Source organism: Eudoraea sp. (assembly GCF_049669105.1).
Lineage (GTDB): Bacteria > Bacteroidota > Bacteroidia > Flavobacteriales > Flavobacteriaceae > Eudoraea.
This window is the reverse complement of record NZ_JBATKE010000247.1, coordinates 1-3,782: the sequence shown is the minus strand read 5'-3', so window position 1 is coordinate 3,782 and position 3,782 is coordinate 1. Positions and strand designations below refer to the sequence as shown.

3 protein-coding genes are annotated in these 3,782 nt (G+C 39.9%); all 3 read right to left on the bottom strand.

All coding sequences use genetic code 11. The features are described 5' to 3' along the window. On the bottom strand, positions 1-1,623 hold a 1,623-nt coding region (locus tag WBM60_RS17425; protein ID WP_424283414.1), incomplete at its 3' end, for a tetratricopeptide repeat protein. A 60-nt stretch (positions 1,624-1,683) separates the two neighbouring features. Next, positions 1,684-3,366: a tetratricopeptide repeat protein gene (locus tag WBM60_RS17420; RefSeq protein ID WP_424283413.1), complete on the bottom strand. Its 1,683-nt coding sequence runs from the start codon at positions 3,364-3,366 to the stop codon at positions 1,684-1,686. Positions 3,367-3,625: 259 nt separating this feature from the next. After that, positions 3,626-3,766 carry a DUF3500 domain-containing protein gene (locus tag WBM60_RS17415; protein WP_424283415.1) on the bottom strand — a complete coding sequence of 47 codons (141 nt, stop codon included), beginning with the start codon at positions 3,764-3,766 and terminating at the stop codon, positions 3,626-3,628. Positions 3,767-3,782: the final 16 nt, after the last annotated feature.

Genomic DNA, 3,782 nt, shown 5'->3' with positions numbered 1-3,782 from the left:
ATACAAGCCCATAAGCGACCATCCGTTTTGTCTTAAGACTTCCAGGTCTTCTTTGTAAATTACTTCGGCCTCATTAAATTTATTAGCCTTTAAAAGTATTGCGCCCAGGTTTTGACGTGTTGGCACATGCCAGGCTGCAGGTTCGGTATAGACTAATTTATCTTCCAGTGATACTGCATTTTTTAGATGTTCAATTGCTTTTGGCAAGTCGCCATTAAGCGATGCCAACTCTCCGGCTACTACCTCATATGCTAAACGAGCAATGGAAGCCGAGTTATTATTGGCTGTAGCCACAAGGTTCTCCAGTTCCGGATCCTCTTTAAGTAACGCGATAGCGTCCAGTTCCTCTTTTGCTTCTTTTGCATTGTTTTTTCTAACAAATGCAATTCCTCTTGCATAATGCCTCATTAGATTTAAGTGCTTAATCTCCGGATTCGGAGCAGGTATTGTTAAAATATCATTCCATTTACCAAAACGAACATAAGCCAACATTGGTGTTGAAGCAAAATCCTGCAAAAATGGAAGTGTTATTAATTCCCCGGTGGGTACTTTTTCAGCTGTTTTTTTAGCTGCATCAATAGCTATCTCACTGGCGCCCAATAAGCTTGAGGCAGACCATAGAAAATGGATGTTATGTGGATAATAACCCAAGGGATAAAGTCCCTGGGAATAACATTGAGAAATATAGTCCTCATCGGCCAAAATAGCGGCCTGATTGGTTGTTACGGCATCAAGATAGCGGCCAACTCTGATATAGATATGAGAGGGCATATGAACAATATGGCCGGCAGCAGGCATAAGAGAAGCTAATTTATCTGCACTTGGAACAGCAAGGTCTGGCGTTGGTAATTCTACCATATGAATATAATAGTGATGTGCCCCGGGATTATCGGGATTAATTTCCATAGCCTTTTCCAGTGCTGCCTTAGCTTCAGTTATATTGGGGGATGGATTTCCATCTTTATCCCAATAATTCCAGGGCACTGTATTCATGACCGAAGCAGCATATAGTGTTTGAATATTTGAATCCTCTGGAAATTGCCTAACGACTTCGGTCATGGCTTCCATATATGCCATATTCAATTCTGCCACATCTTTGGTAAAATCGGTAGTGTATCTGGATGTAAGCGCATTTATTAAAGCCTGTTCTTTCGGACTTGCCGCAGAAGCCAGTTTTTTCGCTTTTGCCAGTGCCTCATTATATTTCTCCTTGCGCTCGTCCGGAGGCAATGGATCATTTATATTAGGTCCAAGTGCATAAGCCTGCCCCCAATAGGTCATTGCAGAATTCGGATCCAGTCTGGATGCCTCCATGAAAGAGCGGTGTGCTTCCGCATGATTAAAAGCATAGGTGAGTTTTAAGCCCTGATTAAAAAAAGTCTGGGCCATTTCGTTGGTAGTGGTAATAGTAAAACTCAGATTGCCCAGGTTTTCGAACAAAGGCGAAATCTGTTGTGTAGTGTCCACATTGCTTAATAAGTATTTGGCAACGGTGCATTTGATGGAATAAAAGGACGCTTTTTGTGAGTGATCCAGATTTTTTTCACCAATCTGGCGAGGTAAAAAGTAAACAAGGGCAAGTAACCCAATTGCGAGAATTATAATGCCGGATTTTGTTTTCATGATTGTTCTTATTTATTTTAGGTTTACTTATTTTTATGAATACTTACCATCAAAATCGCATCAGGTTTCATAATCATTCAAGAATTTTTTAGCTTCTTCCAGTTCGGTCCGAACACTTTTTGATGAGGAAATCTCCAGTAATTTTCCAAAGTAGAAGGACATTTTTTCACTATTACCACTTTCTTTGGCTGCCTTGGCAGCTCCATAAAGGCCATTAAATCTGTTGGGATGAGTTTTTAGATCTAACTCGTAGGCTGCCAGAGCTTCTTCAGATTTCCCCATGGCCAGAAGCATATCACCAAATAACTCAACAGCTGGCAAAACCTCTCCTGGAGTAACAGGATGTTTGGCGGTAATACTTTCCATCTCCACTGCTCTTTGCATTAATAACAAGGCCTGTTCGTTTTGTCCTTCGGCCATGTATATCCAGGCCTGGACAGTATTTATTTGGATTTCTACCTGGTTGGCCTTATAGTCATCACCCAGTGCTATTAACTCCTGACGATTTGATTTCAAAATTTTCAATTCACTTTCGGCAGAATTGGTATTGCCCAGATGAACAGCTCCAAGGGCCTTAGCGAAATTCATAATAGATCTTTCCCATGGAAATTTATCCCAGGGAACAATATCGACTAAGGGTAATTGAAGTTCTGCTGCCGAGGCCCAATCTCTGTTTTCAAGTGCAATTCTGGAGGGTATTGCTGCGGTGGTATATGCTATTTTGAAATTAGCCGGAAATACTTTTTCAAAACCTTGAAGATATGTGAATTGTTCTAGGGCTTTATCGTTATCTCCTTTTTGCAAATAGGCATAAACTAAATAACCCATGCCGTGAACTTCTTCATCCCAATGCGCATTTTCATCTATCGAAGAGGCATAACATACTGCGGAAGAAGTAGAGTTTAGGTTAGAATCAATAGATTCCTCCCATAAACCCAATCGTGTAAAAATATGTGAAGGCATATGTTGGGCGTGAGCTGAAGCCGGTGCAATTTCCGCATACCTTCTGGCTGTTGGCAATGCCATTTCTGCCAGCACAGGATTGTCGTAATTGTGAATAATATAATGCGCAATCCCGGGATGATCTGGCTGATCTGGAAATAAGGCTTCCAGTATAGCACCTGCCTTTCTTTCATTAGTATAATTTTTATCGGTTATGTCTGCAGCGGCCTTTAATGCCAGGGCATAAAAAATTGCTGCCTCTTTATCATCGGGATAGGCATTATAGATTTGTTCCATTTCAGATTCAAAGCGTTTTATTCTGATACTGTGATCTAAGGTTTCCCAATCAGTATAAAAGGCATTTACCGCATCCAGATATTCTCCGGAGCGCTCAGATTTTGGAATGGTCGCTGCTATTTCAAGTATTTTAGAACCTTTTTCCAGTTCATCTTTACTTGGAGGAGACCACAAGGGGTGGAAATTACTCATTGCTACGCCCCAATAGGCCATGGCGCATTCCGGATCCTTATCAATTACATTTACAAAGGCCTTTTCTGCTTCAACATATTCAAAGGAATGTAATAAAGAAACCGCAAGATCAAAGTCGGCACGAGTTTCATAATCACAGGCGATAGAAAAACTTACCTCTCCAAACTGCCCGCTGCCACATAGGGCAAGGTCTCCTCTGAAAAGGCCTATTGATGCCAATTCAGGATTAGGTCTCGGATTCTTTTTGCAATTCGTGAAGCTAAGTACACATAGAATCAATATACCTAGCAACAGAGTGTCTTGAGTTTTCATTATAAAAACAAGTTTAATACCCAGGAGGCAGTTGTATATGAGAAATTGAATAGATGTAACGTAAAACTATATCCAACTTCCTTTAAAGATAGTAAATTCTATGTTTGTTGAAATTATCTAAAGTAAAACTGTATAGTTTGTTGCTATTTACGCTTAGATTGGGTATTAAAAAGTATGAATGCCTATTTGTCTTAGCCACTTTTGATTTTAGTTATCTACTGAAAGTTTTTTAATTCGATCCTATTTCAGTGACTACCTATTAATGTTTGTGGCTTTCACTATAATGTTCTTTCAGAAGGTCCCGGCCAAAATCATTCGTAAGATCCCTTACTGCGGTATGAATATGATTGGCATTATTTTGAGTATTGTCAAATTCTATTAAAATCACAGAGTTTTGTATTCTGTAATAATGGCCC